The following is a 22,282-nucleotide window of genomic DNA, read 5'->3' as shown; positions in this document are numbered from 1 at the left end:
TCGTGATGCTTTCCTGTCGCTCCGATGCTCGATTAACGATCTTTCGGATCGAGGGCGTCACGCAGACCATCCCCGAGGAAGTTGAAGCAAAACAGGGTCACCACCATAAAGCAGGCGGGGAACAGCAGTTGCCAGATGGCCACTTCCATCGACTTGGAGCCTTCATCCAGCAGGGCACCCCAGCTGGTCATCGGTTCCTGAACTCCAAGGCCCAGGAAACTCAGGAAGGATTCAAACATGATCATCCCCGGCACCAGCAAGGTGGCGTAGACGGCCACGATACCGAGTACGTTCGGTACGATGTGACGGGTGATGATCTTCCACTTGGAGACGCCACAGACGTGGGCTGCCTCGATAAACTCCTTGCTCTTGAGGCTGAGAGTCTGGCCCCGCACGATACGCGCCATGTCGAGCCAGCTCACCGCCCCGATGGCGATAAAGATGAGCGCCAGATTGCGGCCAAAGAAGGTGACCAGCATGATGACGAAGAACATGAAGGGGAAAGCGTTGAGGATCTCCAGTACCCGCATCATCAGGCTGTCGACCCGCCCGCCGATAAAACCGGAGGCAGCGCCATACAAAGTACCGATGATGACCGCCACCATGGCGCCCATGATGCCGACCATCAGGGAAATGCGACCGCCCAGCAGGGTGCGCACGAACAGATCGCGCCCCAGACTGTCGGTTCCGAAGTAGTGACCCGCTTCCATATCCGGCGGCGACTGCATGGCGCCCCAGTCCGGATCGTCAAAGGTGTATTGGGACAAATGGGGGCCAAAGATGACCGCCAGACCGATGATGGTCAGAATGATCAGGCTGGTCAGTGCAGCCTTGTTGCGCAGGAAACGGCGACGGGCATCCTTCCACAGGGAGCGCCCCTCCACCACTTCCACTTTTTGCGCGAACGCCTCGACGGCATCGCGTTTTTCAGTTGAAACAACCATGATGAACTCCCGAATTAGTAACGGATCTTGGGATCGATAAAGGCGTAGAGAATATCGACCACTGCGTTAAAGGTGATGGTGAGGGCGCCGACCAGAATGGTCAGACCGAGCACCATGGAGTAATCACGGTTAAGGGCACCGTTGACGAACAGCTGACCGATCCCCGGCAGGCCGAAGATGGTCTCGATCACCACGGAACCTGTGATGATGCCGACAAAGGCCGGGCCCAGATAGGAGACCACCGGCAGCATGGCCGGACGCAGCGCGTGTTTCAGGATGATGTGGCGCAGCGGCAAGCCCTTGGCACGGGCAGTACGGATGAAGTTGGAGTTCATGGTCTCGATCATGCTGCCCCGCATGATCCGCGAGATGGCAGAGATGTAGTACATCATCATGCCGAACACCGGCAGCACCATAAACTGGATGCCACCACCCTGCCATCCACCGGCAGGGAACCAGCCAAGATGAATACTGAAGAACAGCACCAGCAAGGGCGCCAGCACAAAGCCCGGGATCACCACCCCGGCCATGGCCGACGACATCAGCAGATAGTCGATGATGGTGTTCTGTTTCAGGGCCGCTATGGTGCCGAAGGTGACCCCCAGCAGCACGGCGAAGAAGAAGGCCGTGGTCCCGATCTTGGCGGAAACAGGCAGCGCCTGACTCACCAGATCATTAACGGTGAAATCCTTGTATTTGAAAGAGGGGCCCAAATCACCCTGCACCAGGTTGCCCAGGTAAGTGAGATATTGCATGCCAATGGGTTTGTCGAGCCCGTATTTGGCCTCGATATTGGCGATGACTTCGGGGGGCAGTGAACGCTCGCTGGTAAAGGGGTTACCGGGGGCGAAACGCATCATGAAGAAAGAGACGGTGATCAAGACCAGCAGAGTCGGGATCGCTTCCAATAGCCGTTTAAAAATGAATTTCAACATAGACATTTCCTGTCCTGTACTGCTTCCAAAGGGTCGCGGTTGTAATAAAGGCCCGCCGTCCGGCGGGCCCTGCTTGTTATGCGACTTGTTGCTTTAAATCAGTGAGCAATGATGTACATATCTTTGCTGTAGAGGTTATCCAGCGGGTTGGCCGGGTAGCCGCCTACATAGGATTTCACCATGCGCGGAGTAACGTATTGATAGATAGGGGCGATCGGCATGTCCTTGGCAAGGATGGCCTCAGCCTGGGCATAGATCTTGTTGCGGGCCACATCGTCAACCTGATCGCGAGACTCATCCATCAGCTTGTCATATTCCGGATTGGAGTACTTGCCGTCGTTGGTGCCGTGGGTGGTCTGCATCAGATCCAGCATGGAGGAGGCTTCGTTGTAGTCAGCGTTCCAGCCGGCACGAGCTACTTCAAACTGCCCCTGTTTCTTGGTTTCCAGGTAAGTTTTCCACTCCTGGTTGACCAGGCTCACCTGCACACCCAGCTTCTTCCACATGGAGGCCACGGCCACGGCCACTTTCTTGTGGTTGTCGTCGGTGTTGTAGAGCAGTTCGAGCTTGAGCGGCTTGCTGGCATCGAAACCGGCTTCTTTCAACATGGCTTTCGCTTTGGTATCACGCTCGGCCTGGGTCATCTTCGACCAATCGGCGACCACTGGCTTGAAACCATCCACATAGTCTGGGGTCAGACCGTAAGCCGGAGTCTGGCCCTGACCCATTACCTTGTCGGCGATCACATCACGATCGATGGCGTAGGAGAGCGCAGTACGGACACGCACATCGTCAAACGGTTTGTGCTTGAAGTTGAATTGGTAATAGTAAGTGGACACCAAGCCGGTCACCTTCAGCTCATTCGGGTAATCCTTCTTGAGCTGCTTGAAACGTTCGATAGGAGTGGTGTAAGTCAGATCCACCTCACCCGCCAGATAGCGGCTCAAGTCGGCGTTGGTAGACTGGATGGGCAGATAGACCACCTTGTTGATAACGGTCTTGCCATCGTTCCAGTAGTGCTTGTTGCGCACCACTTCGACGCGCTCGTTCACCACCCAGTTCTTCAGGGTATAGGCACCGTTGGATACCATATTTTCCGGCTGGGTCCACTTGTCACCGAACTTCTCGATCACCTTCTTCGGTACCGGATAGGTGGTGGTGTGGGAGAGCATGCTGACGAAGTAAGGGATCGCTTTCTCGAGCTGCACTTCGAAGGTGTAGTCGTCGGTCGCCTTCACGCCCAGCGTATCAGCCGACTTTTTACCTGCGATGATCTCGGAGGCATTGGCAATGGTCGGGATCTCCAGATACCAGGAGTAAGGAGAGGCGGTTTTCGGATCAACGGCACGCTGGAAAGCAAAAACGAAATCGTGGGCAGTGACCGGGTCACCGTTGGACCACTTGGCATCTTTGCGCAGGTGGAAGACGTAGTGCTTGTTATCCTTGGTTTCCCAGGATTCAGCCACCGCCGGGAGAATTTCCCCTTTCGGGCCGGATGCAACGAGACCTTCGAACAGGTCGCGCAGGATATTGGATTCGACCGTTCCTTCGGTCTTGTGCGGGTCAAGGGTCGCAGGCTCGGAGCCGTTGCCTTTTACCAGTTGCTGGACTTCAGCCAGCTTGGTTCCCGCCGGGACATCGGCAGCCTGAGCCACATTGACGCCACCAAACAGTGCAGCCACCAGCAATGTGTTAATCATTGTTTTTTTAAGAGTCATTTCCCTACTCCAACAAGAACATTCCATGCATTTTTTAAAGTGACGGGGTTAAAACCCGCTCCCAGCATAATTCCCTGCCAATTCCGATAATGCAACAGATATTGTCAGGGTAATCGTCATTTTCTGGTTAAAAAATCAGCTTACACGCGCTTTTTCAGTATTAAAACACCAACAAAACGCTCATTTTTCACACAAACGACCGATTCTAGAAAAGACCGGGCAAAAAGCAACCAATAAAAAGCCGGTCACGAGGACCGGCTTTCATAAAGCGGAGCTGGCTCACATCAGGCTGGGGAAAACCCCCTTGATACCGGCCACCATGATCTCGATACCCAGCGACATCATGATAAGACCCATGATACGGGTCACCACGTTGATGCCGGTGTTGCCCATGATCTTGAACAGCAGCGGCGCGGCGCGGAAGATGAGCCAGGAGCAGAAGGAGAAGACCACGACAACCACTGACATGCCGAGCAGCTGCTGCCAGTGGCTCTGGCTGGCATAGACAATCACCGAGGAGATGGCACCGGGGCCTGCCATCAGCGGCAGCGCCAGCGGTACTACGGCGATAGACTCGCGCACCGCCAGTTCGCCCTTTTCCTGTTTGTTGTGCTTTACCTCGCCCAGCTTGCCCTGCAACATCGACCAGGCAATCAGGGTAATCAGCGACCCACCGGCGATCCGGAACGATGCCAGCGAGATGCCAAACCCATCGAGGATCAGTTGCCCCATATACATGGAGACCAGCAGGATCACCATCACCGCGATATTGGCGGTGGTATTGGTTTTCATCCGCTCGGCCTGGGTATGGTGGCTGGTCAGGCTGACAAACACCGGCAACAAACCAAGCGGGTTGATAATTGCGAACAAACCGACAAAAAACTTCAGATACAACGAGACGTCAATTGCTGCCATAGGCGCCTTCCAATAGAGTTTCGGGCCCAGCGGGCCAGTCCATTAATTTCGTGCGTAAATTTACATCATAGCCAGAGCGGGCACCAATCAAATAATCTCACCATTTTGAGGGTTTTTTAGTTAGTTCATCTAATGCATCCGCGCTAGCTGGCATAAACCGATGCCAAAAGCCCTTTCTACCGCCCGACACGCGCCAGAAAAGTGAGCGCAAGCCTGCTTAATCATGACCAGAGAGTCCGACGATGACTGACCGAATGACCAAGCGACTCGAGAGAATCCAAGCTTTGCCTTCCCACTATTTCAGGCCAGACATCACTTCATTGACTCGGTAATAGAACCACAATGCAAAAACCGGGAAAGGGGGCAGAAATGGCCCCCTTGGGGAATAAAGCGGATTAGTCATGGATTAAAACAACAATCATTTTTGCAACAAACGCTGGAATAAAGTGCGTTTGTCGGTGATTTTGAAACCAATTCACTCATATTTGCTAACCTATACCGCCAAAATAGCTCTGTAACACTATGGCCGAGTGCAATTAACCACTTGATAAATGTGGTTTATTGCCCTGCATTAACAAGTCTCTCACCTTTCCCTTTGATGCACATTCCGATAACATCAGTCAAACAAGGATTGTGAAATAAAATTTCTTTTGTTCTTTTGTTACACATGATCCAGATCAAGTTTTTCTGAGTCAGCCCCGCTCTATAATCGACTCAGAAAGCGATTTAGTAAGGCATGTGAAAAAGCTGTTGCAACGATACCGTCTTGACAGGGCGACTATAATTGCCGGGCATTGCCAACGTCTTACTAAACAGTTTTCAAATAATCAGGAGATAAACATGGCAGTAACCAATTTGGCTGAACTGGATGCACTGGTCGCCCGCGTTAAGGAAGCCCAGCGTGAATTCGCCAGCTTCTCTCAAGAGCAGGTAGACAAGATCTTCCGTGCCGCCGCCCTGGCCGCCAACAACGCCCGTATCCCCCTGGCCCAGATGGCCGTGGAAGAATCCGGTATGGGTATCATCGAAGACAAGGTTATCAAGAACCACTTCGCCTCCGAATACATCTACAACAAGTACAAAGACGAGAAGACCTGCGGCATTCTGAGCGAAGATGATCAGATGGGTACCATCACCATCGCCGAGCCGGTAGGTATCATCTGTGGTATCGTTCCGACCACCAACCCGACCTCCACTGCGATCTTCAAATCCATGATCGCGCTCAAGACCCGCAACGCCATCATCTTCTCCCCGCACCCCCGTGCCAAGAACTCCACCAATACCGCTGCCAAGCTGGTACTGGATGCAGCTGTTGCCGCCGGTGCACCGAAAGACATCATCGGCTGGATCGACCAACCGTCTGTTGAGCTCTCCAACGCCCTGATGAAGCACGAAGACATCAACCTGATCCTGGCCACCGGTGGCCCGGGCATGGTGAAAGCAGCCTACTCCTCCGGTAAGCCTGCTATCGGTGTGGGTGCCGGTAACGTACCTATCGTTATCGACGAAACCGCCGATGTGAAGCGTGCCGTTGCCTCCATCCTGATGTCCAAGACTTTCGATAACGGCGTGGTCTGTGCTTCCGAGCAGGCAGTCATCGTTGTTGATGCCATCTACGACCAGGTTAAAGAGCGCTTTGCATCCCACAAGGGCCACGTGCTTTCCAAAGAAGATGCTGACAAGGTACGTAAAGTCATCCTGATCAACGGTGCCCTGAACGCCAACATCGTTGGCCAACCAGCCACCAAGATTGCCGAGATGGCAGGCGTGACTGTACCGGCTGATACCAAGATCCTGATCGGTGAAGGCGTCAAGCTGTGTGCAGAAGATGAGTTTGCTCACGAGAAATTGTCCCCGCTGCTCGGTATGTTCCGTGCAAGCAGCTTCGAGAACGCCGTTGATATGGCCTGTGACATGGTCAACATCGGTGGTATCGGCCACACCTCAGGTCTGTACACCGACCAGGACCGCAACGCTGACCGCATCAAGTACTTCGGCGACAAGATGAAGACCGCGCGTATCCTGATCAACACTCCGTCTACCCAAGGCGGTATCGGTGACCTGTACAACTTCGCAATGGCTCCGTCCCTGACCCTGGGTTGCGGCTCCTGGAGCGGTAACTCCATCTCCGAAAACGTGGGTCCGAAGCACCTGATCAACAAGAAGACAGTCGCAAAACGGGCAGAAAACATGCTGTGGCACAAACTTCCGAAATCCATCTACTTCCGTCGTGGTTCCCTGCCGATCGCTCTGAGCGACCTGGAAGGTAAAAAGCGTGCCATGGTCGTAACTGACCGCTTCCTGTTCAACAACGGCTACGCCGATGAACTGGTCAGCCTGCTGAAAGCACAGAATATGGAAGTGGAAGTGTTCTACGAAGTAGAAGCTGACCCGACCCTGGCTGTGGTTCGCAAGGGTGCCGAGATGGCCAACTCCTTCAAACCGGACGTTATCCTGGCGCTGGGCGGTGGTTCACCGATGGATGCGGCCAAGATCATGTGGGTGATGTACGAGCACCCGAACACTGCGTTCGAAGATCTGGCCATGCGCTTTATGGATATCCGCAAGCGTATCTACAAGTTCCCGAAAATGGGCGTGAAGGCCGAACTGGTCTGTATCACCACCACTTCCGGTACCGGCTCTGAAGTCACTCCGTTTGCAGTAGTAACCGATGAAGTGTCTGGTCAGAAGTATCCGCTGGCTGACTACGAGCTGACCCCGAACATGGCCATCGTTGATGCCAACCTGGTCATGGGTATGCCGAAGTCCCTGTGTGCATTCGGTGGTATCGATGCCGTGACTCACGCCATGGAAGCCTATGTTTCCGTACTGGCTAACGAGTACTCCGACGGCCAGGCGCTGCAAGCCCTGAAAATGCTGAAAGAGTACCTGCCGTCCAGCTACCAGAACGGTGCCAACGACCCGATCGCTCGTGAGAAGGTGCACAATGCTGCCACCATCGCCGGTATCGCGTTCGCCAACGCCTTCCTGGGTGTGTGCCACTCCATGGCTCATAAACTGGGTGCCGAGTTCCACATTCCGCACGGTCTGGCTAACGCTCTGCTGATCAGCAACGTCATCCGCTACAACGCGAACGACAACCCGACCAAGCAGACTGCGTTCTCCCAGTACGACCGTCCGCAGGCTCGTCGTCGTTACGCCGAAGTCGCTGACCACCTGGGTCTGACTGCTGCCGGTGACCGCACCGCAGCCAAGATCGAGAAGCTGCTGACCTGGCTGGACGAGCTGAAGGCTACCCTGGGTATCCCGGCCTCTATCCGCGAAGCTGGCGTGACTGAAGCTGACTTCCTGGCCAAGGTTGACCAGCTGGCTATCGAAGCTTTCGATGACCAGTGCACCGGCGCCAACCCGCGCTACCCGCTGATCAGCGAGCTGAAGCAGGTTCTGCTGGACTCCTACTACGGTCGTCCGTTCACCGAAGCCGCTCCGGTAACTGCTGCCCCGGTTGAAGCCAAGGTTGAAGGCAAGAAGAAATCCAAGGCCTGATAACCAGTCCTGAGATAACAAGCCCGCGCACTGCGCGGGCTTTTTTTATCTGCCACTTATCACAGCGATCCTCTCTCCAGCCGATTGCGGTAGTGCAGCCCCTAACGTCCCAACCAACCAACCAACCAACCAACCAACCAACCAACCAACCAACCAACCAACCAACCAACCAACCAACCAACCAACCAACCAACCAACCAACCAACTCGCCCCAGCCAATCCGTTATCGACATCCCAACCTGTCACTCTGTATTGATGGGCACCTGTGATAACAAGAGTACGCTCCATCACCTCCTATCCCCTACCCCCAACGAATTACCCTGACGGGCAGATGTGAACAGTCAACGTCATCTACAGAGCTAAAGGTGTGATAAACAGGATAAGCGGAGCCTCGCTAACGCAACGCAGCAGAACTGCCGACTGGCATACGTGCAGGGCCAACCGACTGGCAGGGACAGATCAATGATAATTCGCGGAGAAAGCGGGAAAGATTGTAAGTGAAGAGAGTTGTAGCAGCGCTTGCGCAACCGACACATCAGCAGTTGCCACGATGCAAAGATAAAAAATGGCAGCCATCAGGCTGCCATCGGGAGAGCACAATTCAGCGATCAGAGGGTCGCAGCGACTTCATCGGAGATTGAGCCGTTGTGGTAAACCTCTTGCACGTCGTCCAGATCTTCCAGCATGTCGATCAGACGCATCAGCTTGGGTGCAGTTTCTGCATCCAGCTCCGCTTCGGTGGAGGGGATCATGGTCACTTCGGCGCTCTGGGCCTTGAAGCCGGCAGCTTCCAGACCGTCCAGCACGGTACCGAAGTCGTTCGGGGTGGTGTACACCTCGATGGTGCCATCCTCTTCAGTGACCACGTCATCGGCGCCCGCTTCCAGCGCGGCATCCATCAGGGCATCTTCGTCTACGCCCACGAAGGTCAGCAGACCTTTCTTGCTGAACAGATAGGCGACGGAGCCGTCGGTACCCAGGTTGCCACCGCACTTGCTGAAGGCGTGGCGCACTTCGGCTACGGTACGGTTACGGTTATCGGTCAGGCACTCTACCATCACGGCAGAGCCAGCCGGGCCGTAACCTTCGTAAACGATGGTCTCGAGCTGTTCACCATCGCCACCACCAGCGCCACGCTGAATGGCACGGTTGATGGTGTCGCGGGTCATGTTGTTGGTCAGGGCGGCAGTCACCGCAGCACGCAGACGCGGGTTGTTGGCCGGATCGGCATCACCCAGACGCGCGGAGGTAGTGATTTCGCGGATCAGTTTGGTGAAGATCTTGCCACGCTTGGCGTCCTGAGCGGCCTTGCGGTGTTTGATGTTGGCCCATTTACTGTGACCTGCCATAGAGACTCTCCGTTATTTTTTAAATGTCAGTAACACTGATCATGACTAACCCAAGGGAAACACAGAGGCCGCACGGCGGCGGCCTCCGGTGCCGGTATCGGCTTACTCGTCGCCCTTGACGGTGGTTGCAATCGCCAGCTCACCCAGTTGGGCGGCATTGGCAAGGCTGGGGGCGTCTGTCATCAGACAGGCAGCCGCGGTCGTTTTCGGGAAGGCGATGACGTCCCGAATGTTTTCGGTGCCGGTCAGCAGCATGCTGAGACGGTCCAGACCGAAGGCCAGACCGGCGTGCGGCGGGGTACCGTACTTCAGCGCATCTAGCAGGAAGCCGAACTTCAGGCGCTGCTCGGCCGGGGTGATACCCAGGATGTCGAACACGGTGGATTGCATCTCGCTGTTGTGGATACGGACAGAGCCGCCACCCACTTCGTAGCCGTTGATCACCATGTCGTAGGCGTTGGCGTAAGCACCCACCGGGTTGGCTTTCAGCTCGGCCGGGCTCATGTTGCTCGGCGCGGTGAACGGGTGGTGCATGGCGGCCAGACCACCTTCACCATCTTCCTCGAACATCGGGAAGTCGATGACCCACAGCGGTTTCCAGCTGTTCTCCAGCAGGCCCAGATCGCGACCTACTTTCAGACGCAGGGCGCCCATGGCATCGCAGACCACTTTCTTGCTGTCAGCACCAAAGAAGATGATGTCGCCGTCGGCAGCGCCGGTACGGGCCAGGATCTCGCGCACGATAGCGTCAGAGAGGAACTTGGCAACCGGAGACTGCACGCCTTCGATACCATTGGCGACTTCGTTGACCTTCATCCAGGCCAGGCCCTTGGCACCGTAGATGCCGACAAACTTGGTGTATTCGTCGATCTGCTTGCGAGAGAGCTCGGCACCGCCCGGGACTTTCAGGGCAGCCACACGGCCTTTCGGATCGTTGGCGGGGCCCGCGAACACGGCGAACTCGACAGCAGTCAGCAGATCAGCCACATCAACCAGCTCCATTGGCAGACGCAGGTCCGGCTTGTCGGAGCCGTAGCGACGCATGGCTTCGTCGAAGGTCATGATCGGGAAGTCGCCCAGATCCACGTTCAGGATGTGCAGCCACAGTTTGCGGATCATCTCTTCCATCACTTCACGCACCTGCGGCGCGGTCATGAAGGAGGTCTCCACATCGATCTGGGTGAATTCCGGCTGGCGGTCGGCACGCAGGTCTTCGTCACGGAAGCACTTGACGATCTGGTAGTAGCGATCGAAGCCGGACATCATCAGCAACTGCTTGAACAGCTGGGGTGATTGCGGCAGAGCGTAGAACTTGCCCTTGTGCACGCGGCTCGGCACCAGATAGTCACGGGCACCTTCCGGGGTGGCCTTGGTCAGCATCGGGGTCTCGATATCGAGGAAGCCGTGCTCGTCCATGAAGCGGCGTACGAAGGCACTGGCCTTGGCACGGGTCTTCAGGTACTTGGCCATCTCGGGGCGACGCAGATCCAGGTAGCGATACTTGAGGCTGATCTCTTCGCTGTTGACCTGATTGAAGTCCAGCGGCAGCGGCTCGGCACGGTTGATGATGTTGAGCTCGTGGGCGAACACTTCGATGGCGCCAGTGGCCATGTCGCTGTTGCGCTGGGACTCGGGACGGGTGCGCACCACGCCGGTCACCTGGATGCAGAACTCGCCGCGCAGCTCGGAGGCCAGGGCGAACGCCTCCGGCTTGTCCGGATCGAAGAACACCTGAACGATCCCTTCCCGGTCGCGCATATCGATAAAGATCAGACCGCCGAGATCACGACGACGATGAACCCAACCGCACAATGTAATGGTCTGCCCTGCATGGGCCTCATTGACCTGTCCGCAATAGATAGAGCGCATGGACTTCTTCCTTCGAAATTGTAGAGAGACGGTTAACCTTGGGCCGCCGGGCACGACTGGCAAGCACCGTCTGTCTCACAGCTGGCCAGATTCTTTTTCTTACCCGGTTTGAAATCAGTCTCGTACCATCCGGTTCCCTTGAGCCGGAAGCCTGCCGCCGATATCAGCTTGACCAGATTCGGCTTGCTACAGGCCGGACAGTCGGTCAGGGGGGCATCGGAAAGCTTTTGCAGTTTTGCCAATTCATGGCCACAGACGTCGCAACGATATTCGTAGATAGGCATGGGTCACAAGAAATTGAAAAACAAAAGGGCTGGCATTATAGAGGAAAACCCCCTTTTGGGTAAAATGGCCAGCAGCCTCCTTTCGCCAGTTTTTTGCACTCGATGGCAAAAAGCGGGCAAAAAATCGGCACGAATGCACCAAGAGCAAAGAGAATAGCCATCATGAGCCTCTATTTGGGCCTGCCACAGTGGTCCCACCCCAGCTGGCCCGGCCAGTTGCTGGGCCTTGGCGCCAAGCCTGCCGAACACCTCGCCCACTACGCGGCCGTCTTCAACTCGGTGGAGGGTAACACCACCTTCTACGCCCTGCCGACGCCGGACACGGTACAGCGCTGGGCCGATGCGGTGCCCGATCACTTTCGTTTCAACTTCAAATTTCCGCAAACCATCAGCCACCAGAGCGATCTGGTGAGCGCAGACAAACAGGTTGCCGACTTTATCCACCTGCTTGCGCCGCTACACGACAAGTTGGGACTGCTCACCCTGCAACTGCCTGCCCGCTTCGGCCCGGAAGGGCTGCCCCGGCTTGCGGCCTTTATCGAACGGCTGCCGCGGGCGTTTCGCTACGCCTTCGAGGTGCGCCACCCCGACTTCTTCGCCAAGGGGGAGGCCGAGCGGGCATTGAACCGACTGCTGATGGAACAGGGTGTGAACCGGGTGATGCTCGACAGTCGGCCACTCTTCTCGGTGCAAGCAACCACGCCAGCCCTTGTCGATGCCCAGGGCAAGAAACCGCGCCTGCCGGTGCATCTGCTGGCCACCGCCAACGCCCCCATGGTGCGCTTTATCGGCCTGCCGGATCCGGCGGCCAATCACCCCTTCCTGCCCAGCTGGCTCCCCCATTGGCGCCAATGGCTTTCCGAGGGCAAGGATCTCTACCTCTATATACATACTGCCGACAACGCCCAGGCACCTGAGCTGGCCCGTCAGATCACCCGCTTGCTGGAGCAGGAGATGGCCCCCTGGCCGGGGGAAAACGATCGCGCACGGCAGGGAGTGCTGCGCTTTTAGCCAACCCATTCTGCGGCCATCGTTTCGCTGCAAAAAAAGTGCTTTTTTGTGGCGTGGCAAGCCCTGGCGTCAAGACAAACGGCCATCAATCCTCTACACTACCGCCCCAAGTAAGGGTCCGGAACATGGCCCGTACGAACAGGAACGGTCCAAAGGATTTCACGACCAGCCACCCCGTTCGTAAACAGGTGATAAATCTACTCTGATGGGTGTCACCCAACGACTCAATTGAACAATACAGCCGGGTGATGTCCCGACTGTCAGGTTGCGCCAGCATGCATACCAAAGATCAAATTTTTGCCGCCCCGATCGCCCGATTGGGAGACTTCTGTTTTGACGAACAGGTCGTCGACGTGTTTCCTGATATGATCCAGCGCTCGGTGCCGGGTTACAGCAACATCATCTCTGCCATCGGCATGATGGCCGCCCGCTACGCCCAACCCGAGAGCCGACTCTATGATCTCGGCTGCTCACTGGGCGCCGCGACCCAGGCGATGCGTCGCCATGTCAGCCAGCCCGGCTGCCGCATCACCGCGGTGGATCTCTCCCATCCGATGATCGAGCGCGCTCGCGCCCACCTCTCCGGTTTCAAATCCGAGGTGCCGGTGGAGCTGGTAGAGGCGGATATCTGCGACATCGAGATCGAGAACGCCTCCGTGGTGGTACTCAACTTCACTCTGCAGTTTGTCGAGCCAGAGAAACGGGCCGCCCTGATCCAGCGCATTCACGATGGTCTGCGCCCGGGCGGGATCCTGATCCTGAGCGAAAAGTTCCGCTTCGAAGATGAACCGGTCAACGAGCTGCTGATCGATCTGCACCTCGACTTCAAGCGGGCCAATGGCTACAGCGAGCTGGAGATCAGCCAGAAACGCACTGCCCTTGAGAACGTGATGCGCACCGACAGCCTGCCGGTGCATCAGGCCCGTCTGCGGGATGCCGGTTTCGTCCATCAGGATCTCTGGTTCCAGTGTTTCAACTTCGGCTCCATGATTGCCATCAAATCCAGCGACGCCCAGCCATGATCGACTTTGCCAATTTCTATCAACTGATTGCCAAAAACCGGCTGAGCCACTGGCTGCATACCCTGCCCGCCCAGCTGCACGCCTGGCAACATGACAACCAGCATGGCGACCTGCCGCGCTGGAACCGTGCCCTCAACAAGCTGCCGGTGGTCTCCCCCGGCAACATCGAGCTGAAAAGCCGGGTCGAGATTGGCTCGCCCGAGAGCCTTGGCGAAGGGGAACGCAAGAAGGTCGAGAGCCTGCTGCGCCACTTCATGCCCTGGCGCAAAGGGCCGTTCACCGTACACGGCATCCATATCGATACCGAGTGGCGCTCTGACTGGAAGTGGGATCGGGTGCTGCCCCATATCAGCCAGCTCGAAGGCCGTTACGTGCTGGATGTGGGTTGCGGCAGCGGCTACCACCTCTGGCGTATGGTGGGTGAAGGGGCCAAGCTGGCGGTCGGCATCGACCCTAGCCCGCTGTTTCTCTGCCAGTTCGAGGCCATTCGCCACTTCGCGGGCAATGATCAGCGCGCCCACCTGTTGCCGCTCGGCATTCAGGAGCTGCCGGAGCTGCGGGCCTTTGACACCGTCTTCTCCATGGGGGTGCTCTATCACCGCAAATCCCCCATCGAGCACATCGAGCAGTTGCGCAATCAATTGAAAGATGATGGCGAGCTGGTGCTGGAGACGCTAGTGATCGATGGCGGGGTCAACGACGTGCTGATGCCCACCGACCGTTACGGCAAGATGCGCAACGTCTGGTTTATTCCCTCAAGCCGCGCCCTCAAGCTGTGGGTCGAGCGCTGCGGCTTCACCGACGTGCGGATAGTAGACGAGAATATGACCAGCACCGACGAACAGCGTCGTACCGACTGGATGATTAATGAATCCCTGAGTGACTATCTGGATCCAGACAATCCGGCACTCACGGTAGAAGGACACCCGGCGCCGAAACGTGCCGTACTGATTGCCCGCAAGGCCAAAGACTAGCCGGTGGCGCTTGTGGAAGTTACACTGACCCAATTCCAGGAAGCACAGTTAAATGAATGACATGAAAAGCAAATTAAAAGGAATGACCCTGCTCTCCCTGCTTAGTCTCGGCGGGTGTGTCAATATGGAAAAAGCGCCTCAGGTCCCTGCTCTGACGCTGGCCGAGCTTCGTAGCGAGCTGAGCCAGAGCGAGCAACGCCTGCAAACATCCATGGAACAGCAACAGAAGCAGTATGTGCAGCAACAGCACCTGCTGGTTCAGCTCAACACAGATGTCACCAATATGAAAGAGTCCGTCAAGCAAGTAGACCACAAGCTCGCCACCCTCCCCTCCGAGCCGCCCAAGCCGATGGCCATCCCCACCGAGAAGTGCCCGGCCCCCAATCAGGGTCACACCATTGATGGCAAGCTGATGGTCGGTGAAGCCGAGTGGATCTGGGTTGATGCGGCCAACGATGCCTTCCAGGCGCGGGTCGATACCGGTGCGACCACCTCCTCCATCAGTGCGCAGGAGATCACCATTTTCGAGCGCAACGGCAAAAACTGGGTGCGCTTCTTCCTGAGCCATCAGGAAGTGGACGACAAGATCCAGATCGAAGCGCCGCTGGTACGCCATGTGCGGGTGCGTCAGGCCTCTGCCGACGATCTGGACCGCCGTCCGGTAGTGCGTCTGGCCGTGCGCATTGGCGACATGACCGAGAAAGCCGAATTTACCCTGAAAGACCGTAGCGACATGACCTTCCCTGTGCTGCTGGGTCGCGAATTTTTGAAAGACATCGCCGTGGTTGATGTGGCCCGCGAATATATCCAACCCAAACCCAAGCTCAAGGATGTGAAATAATCCATGGTTTCCCGTAAGCCGTTCTATTTGCTGGTAGCCCTGCTGTACATTGTCGGCCTGGGGATGACGATCTATCACCATATCGCGTTGGATGTGCCGCTGACGCCCGGTGAAAAGCGCCAGATCTGGTCCATCGAAGCCAAGCTGGAGTTTGAGGCGACCGGTGAGCCGGTGATCGCCTCCCTGGCCATTCCGGGCACCCAGCCCGGTTTCACCCTGATGAACGAGAACGCCGCCAGCCCCGGCTACGGCCTCTCCTTCGTCGAGAAAGATGGCGATGCCCGCGCCGAGTGGTCCATCCGCACCGCCTCCGGCCGTCAGGAGCTCTACTACCGCGTCGACATGATGGCGGATGCCCACGCCAAACCGGCCGCCAATCCGCAGCCGCCTGCCATCGAGAAGCAGATCGAGAGTGAGCCTTATGCCACCGCGATGAAGCAGATCCTCGAGCGGGCACAGGAGCGCTCTGCCGACGGCTACACCCTGACTCGCGAGATCATCAAGGAGATCGAGAAGCAGGAGCAGAACGCCGAGCTGCTGAAAAAGCACAAGAGCCGCGCCAACCTGATCGCAGAGCTGCTCAACAATGCTGACGTCCCCACCCGCGTGGTGCATGCCCTGAATCTGGAAGATGGCCGCCGTCGTCAGGAGCTGGTGGATTACCTGCAGGTATTCAACAGCCCGACCGACTACAAGCTGTTCAACCCGCAAACCGGTGAACAGGGCCGTCCGGCCAACCTGCTGCTGTGGGAATACAACTCCGGCGCCCTGCTGGACGTGACCGGTGGTCACAACTCCCGTGTCAGCTTCTCGATGATCGAGCAAGAGCAGCCGGTGAGCGTGGCACTGGCGCAGAAGTTCGAAAAATCAGAGATGATGAACTTCTCCATCCACAGCCTGCCGCTGGAAGAGCAGACCCTGTTCAAGGGCTTGCTGCTGATCCCGATCGGCGTGCTGATGGTAGTGTTCCTGCGGGTTCTGGTGGGGATCAAGACCTCAGGTACCTTTATGCCGGTGCTGATCGCGGTCGCCTTTATCCAGACCTCGCTGGTCACCGGTCTCATCGGCTTCCTGCTGATCGTCGGCACCGGTCTCATCATTCGCTCCTATCTGTCTCGGCTTAACCTGCTGCTGGTCGCCCGAATATCGGCCATCATCATCATGGTTATCTCGATGATCGGTATCTTCTCCGCGTTCGCCTTCAAGCTGGGGCTGACCGACGGTATGAAGATCACCTTCTTCCCGATGATCATCCTGTCCTGGACCATCGAACGGATGTCCATTCTGTGGGAAGAAGAGGGCCCGAAAGAGGTGTTCCGCCAGGGTGGTGGCTCTCTGCTGGTTGCCGTCATCGCCTATCTGGCCATGGATAATGAACTGATCCGTCACCTCACCTTCAACTTCCTCGGCCTGCAGCTGGTGCTGATGGCGACCGTGCTGTTGATGGGTAACTACACCGGCTACAAGCTGAGCGAACTGAAGCGCTTCAAGCCGCTGGTGGACGAGATGAAATCTGGCGTCACCCCGGGTAAGGACAAGTAACCGATGTGGTTCTGGGAAAAATACACCACCCCGTGGAGCCTGTCCCAATCAGGCATCCTCGGCATGAACAAGCGCAACCACTCCTACATCAGCCGCTACAATCCGCGCAGCCTCTATCCGCTGGTGGATGACAAGCTGCAGACCAAGCAAATTGCGCTGGATGCAGGGGTTACCGTGCCTGAGCTGATCGGTACCATCCGTGCCCAGCACGATGTGGGTCGCATCACCGAGCTGGTAAAAGATTGGCCGGGCTTCTGCATCAAGCCGGCTCGTGGCTCGGGCGGCAAGGGTATCCTGGTGATCCTGCGTCAGGAAGATGGCCTCTTCTACAAGCCCAACGGCAGCGCCTCTACCGGTCAGGATCTGGAGCGCCATGTATCCAACATTCTGGCGGGGCTCTATTCGCTTGGCGGCAAGCCCGACGTGGCACTGGTGGAAGGCCTCATCAACTTTGATGATGTGTTCGACGGCTACTCTTTTGAAGGGGTACCCGATGCCCGGGTCATCATCTTCAAGGGGTTCCCGGTGATGGCGATGATGCGCCTCTCTACCGCCGCCTCCGATGGCAAGGCGAACCTGCACCAGGGCGCCGTGGGGGTGGGTCTGTGCCTGCGTACCGGTCGTGCCCTGCGGGCAGTGCAGTTTGGCAATCCGCTGCGCCACCACCCGGACACCGGCCTCGACCTCTATGAGCTCAAGGTCCCACACTGGGATACCCTGCTCACCCTGGCGGCCTCCTGCTATGAGATGTCGGGTCTGGGCTATATCGGTACCGATATGGTGCTGGACAAGTTCCGTGGCCCCATGCTGCTGGAGCTCAACGCCCGTCCTGGTCTTGCCATCCAGATCGCCAACGGTCGCGGCCTGGTGCCCAACCTCAAGACCATCGAGAAGCTGGGGCAGGTGAAGATGAACGTGGAGCAGCGGGTCAATTTCGCCAAGGATCACTTCGGGATCTTTGAGGAATAGCGCCTCTGCTTGTGAACTGAGCGCGCCTATGGCGCGCTTTTTTTATGGCGATTGTCTGTCGGCATATCCCCCCACCCAGCCATTCGGATCAGCATCTCATTTCGAAACAACGAGTACGCCAGCGAACGGCTGCTTGGAATAGCGAGGAGAGCGATGGAACGATGGAACGATGGAACGATGGAACGATGGAACGATGGAACGATGGAACGATGGAACGAGAAGAGTGTGGCCACTATGTCAGAGGATGGATAAATCTCAGGTATAAAAAAAACCGGCGCCAAGACGCCGGTTTTTCAAGGAGAGTACGACCCGATTACAGGGAGTCAGCATTCTCGGACAGGTACTTGGCAACCCCGTCCGGAGAGGCTTGCATACCTTTTTTGCCTTTTTCCCACTGAGCCGGGCACACTTCGCCGTGCTCTTCGTGGAATTGCAGGGCATCGACCATGCGCAGCATCTCGTCGATGTTGCGGCCCAGCGGCAGATCGTTGACAACCTGATGGCGAACGACACCGTTCTTGTCGATCAGGAAGGAGCCACGGAACGCCACACCGGCTTCCGGATGCTCAACGTCATAGGCTTTGCAGATTTCGTGTTTCACGTCGGCGATCAGCGGGTACTTGACCTGACCGATACCGCCATCTTCCACTTTGGTGTTGCGCCATGCGTTGTGGGAGAACTGGGAATCGATGGAAACACCGATCACTTCCACGCCACGCTTCTGGAACTCTTCATAACGGTGATCGAAGGCAATCAGCTCAGACGGGCAGACGAAGGTGAAATCGAGCGGGTAGAAGAAGACAACGGCAGCTTTGCCTTTGATGTGGGATGACAGGTTGAATGAATCAACGATCTCGCCATTACCCAGAACAGCTGCGGCGGTAAAATCGGGTGCGGGACGGCCTACCAATACCATATTCAATTCCTCTTTATGTGAAGTGAACAATCCGGTGAGGATTGGGCTACCTAGAGCCAAGTCCATCTAATTCAAGCGACAAACTATAGACCCGGTGGTAGATTAGTTAAATCAAATTAAATAGATAGCATTAATCGGGTTTTTCTATGCAACGTTGGCCCAGCCTCAAACAACTGCAATATCTGGTCGCTCTCGATGAGCACAAGAACTTCAACCGCGCCGCCAAGGCCTGTCATGTCAGCCAGTCGACCCTGAGTACCGGGATCCAGACGCTGGAGGACATGATGAACCTGCAACTGGTGGAGCGGGACCACAAGAGCTTCATTATGACCCCGGTCGGCATGGAAATCGTCGAGCGCGCTCGCAATTTGCTCTCCGATGCGCGGGATCTCATGGAGCTCGGGCAACATCAGGGCGGCGTGATGCAGGGGACGGTACGTCTTGGCTGCATTCCCACCATCGCCCCCTTCCTGCTGAGCAAGCTACTGAAAGAGTGCAGCAAAACCTATCCTGACCTCGAATTGTTGCTGCGTGAAGACACCACCAGCAATCTGCTCAAGCAGCTGGAACAGGGTCAACTCGACTTGCTGATCCTCGCCCTGCCCATCGAGATCGGTGGATTTCACTGCAAGACCGTCGGTCAGGATCCGTTCCACATGGTGATGCCCGCCAGCATGGCGGCCGGTCTGCATACCCCGTTCGACTACAAGGAGTTGCCCAACCAGAGCATCTTCCTGCTGGAGCGGGAGCACTGCCTCACCGAGCACGCAGTGAGCGCCTGCCGCCTGCGGGACAAGAGCAAGATCAACCCGTTTGCCGCCACCAGCCTGCACACACTGGTGCAGATGGTGGAAGCGGGTCTTGGCACCACCTTCCTGCCGCAGATGGCCATCGATGCCGGCATTCTTGCCAACTCCGATCTGGTGGCCATCCCGCTGCCGGGAGAGACCTCCTATCGCGAGATTGGGCTGGTCTGGCGCCCTAGCACCACCCGGGTACAGACCTTCTACAAACTGGCCGAGCTGCTTAAACCGCTGATCAGCCACAACGAGTGACAACAAACGCCAGCCCTCGGGTTGGCGTTTTTCAGTTCCCCACCACATTTTTCCTCTCAGAGACTAGGTCTGAAGCCAGATCCCTGTTTATGATGGAAAAGTTGTCGAGTGCCCTCCTGCCGCCAGAACGATTTGGCAGGATATGGCGTTCGATAAATGTCTCGTTTGGTAGACCCGTCCGTGGAGAGAGCCCGATGTATCGCAAGCTGCTGCTATCCCTGCTGACTCTGCTGCTGGCCGCCTGTTCCAGCACGCCGGAGCCGCCTCCGGCCCCCCGGCAGAGCAGTGCCTTTGATGGCTTCTACCAACAGTGGCGCGGTGTCCCTTACCGCATGGGCGGCGCCAGCCGCGCCGGGCTAGACTGCTCCGCCTTCACCCAGCTCGCCTATAGTCAGGTGCTGGGCTTCAACCTGCCAAGAACCACCGAATCTCAGGCCACCATTGGCAAACCGGTGGATCGCTACCGGCTGCAACACGGGGATCTGGTCTTCTTCAAAACCGGCTGGCAACAATACCATGTGGGGGTCTACACAGGTGCCGGCGAGTTTATTCACGCCTCCACCAGCAAGGGAGTGATCAGCTCCCGCCTCGACAACGTCTACTGGAACAGTCGCTACTGGCAGGCACGTCGGGTGACCCAGTAGCCGCTCAAACGCCTGCTTGCGGCACAAGTCGCGTGCCGATACTCTCCGTCAATCCCTGTCGCTATGTCGGGACACACAACCCGCGCTTATAACTCAATTGGCCCCAAATCCTGCATATCACACCATTTTGTGATAAGGTGGTGGCCAATTTTTAACACTTTCGCCTTTTTCTCATACGCTCTCTGTCCTGATTGACAACACGCGCGGCGATAACAAGCAATGCGCGGCGAAAGTGGAGTGTGGCGCGACACTGCCGGACGGGTGTCCCACAGCTGCAGTATCAAGGGTTAAATAGATAAGGAGATCGTGCAATGAAACAGTATCAAAGCTGGCTGGGGCAATACCTGATGAGTCGCCGTGACGGTGACCACGCCATGGCATGCGAGATGGCGAGTTCCATCTGCGAGTTCTGGCAGCAGCAGGGTGATGAAAACGAACTGGACAAGTGGCAGCAGATTTACCAGAACCATCTGGAAAAGACCACCTGATCCCGACCGTTGCCTTGCTGCTAGCCACCCGGTGTTGGCAGCAAGGCCACTCGCGACCAACCACCATCAGCCAACCCCTCTCCCCCAATTTTCCCGCTACGTTAAACCGCTACCTTCGTTCACTCGCGCTTTACCATCTTCATTTTGCTCTTGCGCACCGGCCTCTGTTCATTCCATCTCGGCAGCCATTTTCTGCGCCCAGTCGATAAAGGCCTGGATCTTGGGACACGCCCGATTGGGCAGGGTCGCCATGTAATAACGCTGCTCGCACTTGATCTCCAAGCCGGGGAAAGGGGCCACCAGCTCGTTGCGTGCCAGTCGCTTGCTCACCAAATTCTTGCGCCCCATGGCGATCCCGGCGTGATTCATGGCGGCGATGATGGCGAGATCCGAGCGATCAAAACCCATGCTCAGCTGACATGCCTCGAGGCTGACCCCGGCGTGGCGAGCCCAGCAGCTCCATTCATCGGTATCCGAGTCAAATCCCCATGCCTGCCGATCATGGAGCAAACGGCACAAGGACAAGTTGGCGGGATTGCCAACAAGCCCGTGCTGCTCGGCATATTCCGGGCTGCAGACCGGCAGCATGAACTCATCCATCAGCGGGTGGATGGCAAGCCGCTCCGGGCTCTTCTCATCGAAATAGAGGGTCAAATCGATGCCATAACCATGCAGGTTGATGTTCTCGTTGCCGGTGATGATATTGAGCTCGATCTGCGGATGCAGGCGGGAGAAATCAGCCAACCTGGGCACCAGCCAGCACTGGGCGATGGAGGGACGCGAATAGATGGTCAGGGTACCGGAGAGCTCCTGATTCTTGATCTCCAGGATCTCCTGATTGATGAACTCCAGCGAAGATTTGAGCGCCCAGAACACCCGCTGCCCATCCGCCGTCAGTACCACCTTGCGGTGAAAACGCTCAAAGAGCTTGAAGCCCAGCTCCTCTTCCAGCGCGCTGATCCGGTGACTCACGGCACTGGGACTCAGCGACAATTCATCAGCTGCCATGGCAAAGGATCCGTGGCGGGCGGCCGCCTCGAAGGTGTGCAACTTGGCCAGCTGGTAGCCACTCAGCAGCTTGTTGCGCGATATGTAATTATCCCCGTTATACATTCACCCCCCCTCTTCGCGATGGCCGCCAATGATACACCCACAGGCCACCTTCAGGATGAAGCCAAAAGACCCAAAGAGTGTAATTTAGATAAATTGTGACCAATATAGCGTCTTTGCATCACTTCAGCTCACCCAAGTGGTCGATTTCATCATTTGTCAGCCCCGCCTCATTTTCATTCAATAAGC

19 protein-coding genes and 2 pseudogenes are annotated in these 22,282 nt (G+C 56.8%); 12 read left to right on the top strand and 9 right to left on the bottom strand.

Annotation, left to right across the window (positions count from 1 at the left end):
- Positions 1-32: 32 nt before the first annotated feature.
- The 4 genes from oppC to AB5Y97_RS05065 all read right to left on the bottom strand — a co-directional run bounded on the left by oppC (position 33) and on the right by AB5Y97_RS05065 (position 4,512).
- Positions 33-944: an oligopeptide ABC transporter permease OppC gene (gene oppC, locus AB5Y97_RS05080; RefSeq protein ID WP_005337670.1), complete on the bottom strand. Its 912-nt coding sequence runs from the start codon at positions 942-944 to the stop codon at positions 33-35.
- A 14-nt stretch (positions 945-958) separates the two neighbouring features.
- A complete protein-coding gene (oppB, locus tag AB5Y97_RS05075; RefSeq protein ID WP_005337672.1) occupies positions 959-1,879 on the bottom strand; it encodes an oligopeptide ABC transporter permease OppB in 921 nt (306 codons plus the stop codon).
- 98 nt (positions 1,880-1,977) lie between these two features.
- Complete coding sequence (locus AB5Y97_RS05070; protein WP_368157314.1) at positions 1,978-3,597, bottom strand: ABC transporter substrate-binding protein; 1,620 nt, start codon at positions 3,595-3,597, stop codon at positions 1,978-1,980.
- A gap of 279 nt (positions 3,598-3,876) precedes the next feature.
- Positions 3,877-4,512, bottom strand: coding sequence for a YchE family NAAT transporter (locus AB5Y97_RS05065; RefSeq protein WP_005337678.1), 636 nt, complete (start codon positions 4,510-4,512; stop codon positions 3,877-3,879).
- Positions 4,513-5,352: 840 nt separating this feature from the next.
- On the opposite strand from AB5Y97_RS05065, the gene adhE reads away from it, so the two are divergent.
- The 3 genes and pseudogenes from adhE to AB5Y97_RS05050 form a co-directional block, all read left to right on the top strand.
- Positions 5,353-8,019 (top strand): bifunctional acetaldehyde-CoA/alcohol dehydrogenase, encoded by a 2,667-nt coding sequence (adhE, locus tag AB5Y97_RS05060; RefSeq protein ID WP_019446648.1) that lies wholly within the window; start codon positions 5,353-5,355, stop codon positions 8,017-8,019.
- A gap of 49 nt (positions 8,020-8,068) precedes the next feature.
- Positions 8,069-8,212 (top strand): annotated as a pseudogene (locus AB5Y97_RS05055) (PT domain-containing protein); the annotation flags it as partial.
- Positions 8,142-8,288 (top strand): annotated as a pseudogene (locus tag AB5Y97_RS05050) (PT domain-containing protein); the annotation flags it as partial. The pseudogenes AB5Y97_RS05055 and AB5Y97_RS05050, both read left to right, overlap by 71 nt.
- 339 nt (positions 8,289-8,627) lie before the next feature.
- Here AB5Y97_RS05050 and AB5Y97_RS05045 read toward each other — a convergent pair.
- From AB5Y97_RS05045 to AB5Y97_RS05035, 3 genes are all read right to left on the bottom strand, one after another.
- Positions 8,628-9,368 carry a YebC/PmpR family DNA-binding transcriptional regulator gene (locus AB5Y97_RS05045; RefSeq protein ID WP_005337681.1) on the bottom strand — a complete coding sequence of 247 codons (741 nt, stop codon included), beginning with the start codon at positions 9,366-9,368 and terminating at the stop codon, positions 8,628-8,630.
- Between the two features lie 102 nt (positions 9,369-9,470).
- Positions 9,471-11,237 (bottom strand): aspartate--tRNA ligase, encoded by a 1,767-nt coding sequence (gene aspS, locus AB5Y97_RS05040; RefSeq protein ID WP_201904252.1) that lies wholly within the window; start codon positions 11,235-11,237, stop codon positions 9,471-9,473.
- 32 nt (positions 11,238-11,269) lie between these two features.
- Positions 11,270-11,521 (bottom strand): FmdB family zinc ribbon protein, encoded by a 252-nt coding sequence (locus AB5Y97_RS05035; RefSeq protein ID WP_005337686.1) that lies wholly within the window; start codon positions 11,519-11,521, stop codon positions 11,270-11,272.
- A 162-nt stretch (positions 11,522-11,683) separates the two neighbouring features.
- Here AB5Y97_RS05035 and AB5Y97_RS05030 point away from each other — a divergent pair, with 162 nt between their 5' ends.
- From AB5Y97_RS05030 to AB5Y97_RS05005, 6 genes are all read left to right on the top strand, one after another.
- A complete protein-coding gene (locus AB5Y97_RS05030; RefSeq protein WP_201945955.1) occupies positions 11,684-12,532 on the top strand; it encodes a DUF72 domain-containing protein in 849 nt (282 codons plus the stop codon).
- Between the two features lie 275 nt (positions 12,533-12,807).
- Entirely contained in the window at positions 12,808-13,554 is a 747-nt protein-coding gene (gene cmoA / locus AB5Y97_RS05025; protein WP_005353159.1) for a carboxy-S-adenosyl-L-methionine synthase CmoA, read from the top strand.
- Positions 13,551-14,528 (top strand): tRNA 5-methoxyuridine(34)/uridine 5-oxyacetic acid(34) synthase CmoB, encoded by a 978-nt coding sequence (cmoB, locus tag AB5Y97_RS05020; protein WP_368157313.1) that lies wholly within the window; start codon positions 13,551-13,553, stop codon positions 14,526-14,528. Before cmoA ends, cmoB begins: the two co-directional genes overlap by 4 nt.
- A gap of 52 nt (positions 14,529-14,580) precedes the next feature.
- Positions 14,581-15,369 carry an ATP-dependent zinc protease gene (locus AB5Y97_RS05015; protein ID WP_005337698.1) on the top strand — a complete coding sequence of 263 codons (789 nt, stop codon included), beginning with the start codon at positions 14,581-14,583 and terminating at the stop codon, positions 15,367-15,369.
- A 3-nt stretch (positions 15,370-15,372) separates the two neighbouring features.
- The gene (locus tag AB5Y97_RS05010; protein ID WP_005337699.1) at positions 15,373-16,911 is read left to right on the top strand and encodes an inactive transglutaminase family protein; all 1,539 of its coding nucleotides are present in this window, start codon (positions 15,373-15,375) and stop codon (positions 16,909-16,911) included.
- Between the two features lie 3 nt (positions 16,912-16,914).
- A complete protein-coding gene (locus tag AB5Y97_RS05005; protein WP_005353164.1) occupies positions 16,915-17,880 on the top strand; it encodes an alpha-L-glutamate ligase-like protein in 966 nt (321 codons plus the stop codon).
- Positions 17,881-18,193: 313 nt separating this feature from the next.
- On the opposite strand, the gene AB5Y97_RS05000 is transcribed toward AB5Y97_RS05005, so the two are convergent.
- Complete coding sequence (locus AB5Y97_RS05000) at positions 18,194-18,796, bottom strand: peroxiredoxin C (RefSeq protein ID WP_005337701.1); 603 nt, start codon at positions 18,794-18,796, stop codon at positions 18,194-18,196.
- 146 nt (positions 18,797-18,942) lie between these two features.
- Here AB5Y97_RS05000 and AB5Y97_RS04995 point away from each other — a divergent pair, with 146 nt between their 5' ends.
- The 3 genes from AB5Y97_RS04995 to AB5Y97_RS04985 all read left to right on the top strand — a co-directional run bounded on the left by AB5Y97_RS04995 (position 18,943) and on the right by AB5Y97_RS04985 (position 20,983).
- Entirely contained in the window at positions 18,943-19,851 is a 909-nt protein-coding gene (locus AB5Y97_RS04995; protein WP_005337702.1) for a hydrogen peroxide-inducible genes activator, read from the top strand.
- A gap of 194 nt (positions 19,852-20,045) precedes the next feature.
- Positions 20,046-20,495 carry an NlpC/P60 family protein gene (locus AB5Y97_RS04990; protein ID WP_201945952.1) on the top strand — a complete coding sequence of 150 codons (450 nt, stop codon included), beginning with the start codon at positions 20,046-20,048 and terminating at the stop codon, positions 20,493-20,495.
- 311 nt (positions 20,496-20,806) lie between these two features.
- Positions 20,807-20,983: a hypothetical protein gene (locus AB5Y97_RS04985; RefSeq protein ID WP_005337704.1), complete on the top strand. Its 177-nt coding sequence runs from the start codon at positions 20,807-20,809 to the stop codon at positions 20,981-20,983.
- Between the two features lie 168 nt (positions 20,984-21,151).
- On the opposite strand, the gene dsdC is transcribed toward AB5Y97_RS04985, so the two are convergent.
- A complete protein-coding gene (gene dsdC, locus AB5Y97_RS04980) occupies positions 21,152-22,096 on the bottom strand; it encodes a DNA-binding transcriptional regulator DsdC (RefSeq protein WP_201945950.1) in 945 nt (314 codons plus the stop codon).
- Between the last annotated feature and the right edge of the window lie 186 nt (positions 22,097-22,282).

The sequence above is a fragment of the Aeromonas sp. R10-2 genome (assembly GCF_040908445.1).
Classification (GTDB): domain Bacteria; phylum Pseudomonadota; class Gammaproteobacteria; order Enterobacterales; family Aeromonadaceae; genus Aeromonas; species Aeromonas veronii.
Note: the sequence above shows the minus strand (reverse complement) of the source record. Positions and strands in the feature narration are given on the sequence as shown.